The sequence below is a fragment of the Streptomyces chiangmaiensis genome (assembly GCF_036281785.1).
Lineage (GTDB): Bacteria > Actinomycetota > Actinomycetes > Streptomycetales > Streptomycetaceae > Streptomyces > Streptomyces chiangmaiensis.
Window position 1 is genome coordinate 1 of the sequence record NZ_JAYWVC010000619.1, and the last position, 1,055, is coordinate 1,055.

General features: G+C 69.2%; 2 protein-coding genes. Both read right to left on the minus strand.

Features of this window, described 5'->3' with window-relative positions:
* Positions 1–19: 19 nt before the first annotated feature.
* Positions 20–604: a DUF742 domain-containing protein gene (locus tag VXC91_RS46005; protein ID WP_329513270.1), complete on the minus strand. Its 585-nt coding sequence runs from the start codon at positions 602–604 to the stop codon at positions 20–22.
* 96 nt (positions 605–700) lie between these two features.
* Positions 701–1,055: roadblock/LC7 domain-containing protein (locus VXC91_RS46010; protein ID WP_329513271.1), on the minus strand; the 355-nt coding region annotated here is incomplete at its 5' end.

Here is a 1,055-nt window from a genome sequence, read left to right on the forward strand (position 1 = left end):
GGAGCGGGAAGGACCGCCGCTAGAGCTTGCGAAGTCCACTGAGCACCCTTTCGAGCAGTGTCACGTCTGGCTGGCCGCCGGCGTTCTCGTCGCCGCCGGGCTGATGGATGGCGACCAGGCCCGCCTCCGCCAAGTCGGCGACGAGGATCCTGGCCACGCCGAGAGGGATCGTCAGGAGCGCCGAGATCTCGGCAACCGACTTGATCTCCCGGCACAGGTGGCAGATCCGCTGATGCTCGGGCAGCTGGCCCTGCATCTGGTGCGGCTGCGCGGTGGTGTGCACCAGCGCCTCGATGGCGAGCTGGTAGCGGGGCCTGGTGCGGCCGCCCGTCATCGCGTACGGACGCACCAGAGGGTTGTTCGACGACCCCGCGGGCGCCGGCTCGGGAGCGCGGCGCTGCGGCTGCACGGGCTGGATGCGCGGCGCAGGCGGCTGGTCGTACGGCGACGGACCCGGACCCTGCGGGCCCTGGGGCGCGTACGGCTGGCGCCGCTGGCTCGGCGCGGAGGGGAAGTTGTACCGGTTCTGCTCGCCCTGCCCCGGACCCTGGCCAGGGCCGTAGGACCAGTTACCCGAGGGTGAACCGCCTGGGGGTGTTGCCACGTTCTCTCCTCCTCCGACTGCGCCGGGCACCCATCCTGTGGAAGCCGCGTCCCGAAACCTTACGGCCCCGGGACGCCAATACGCACCGTCCGTCTGTTAGTTGAGCAGGCTCCCTTGGAGCTCCGCACGAAGGTCCGGAGTCAGGACCGTACCTGCACGGTCGACAAGAAGTGCCATCTCGTACCCAATGAGACCGATGTCCGCCTCCGGGTGGGCGAGAACCGCGAGCGACGAACCGTCGGAGATGGACATGATGAAGAGGAATCCTCGCTCCATCTCCACAACCGTCTGGTTCACACTGCCGCCCTCGAAGATGCGGGAGGCACCCGCGGTCAGCGAGGTCAGACCGGAGGCGACAGCCGCCAGCTGGTCGGCGCGATCGCGGGGAAAGCCTTCGGACATCGCCAGAAGGAGTCCGTCGGCGGAGACCACCACCGTGTGCGACACCCCG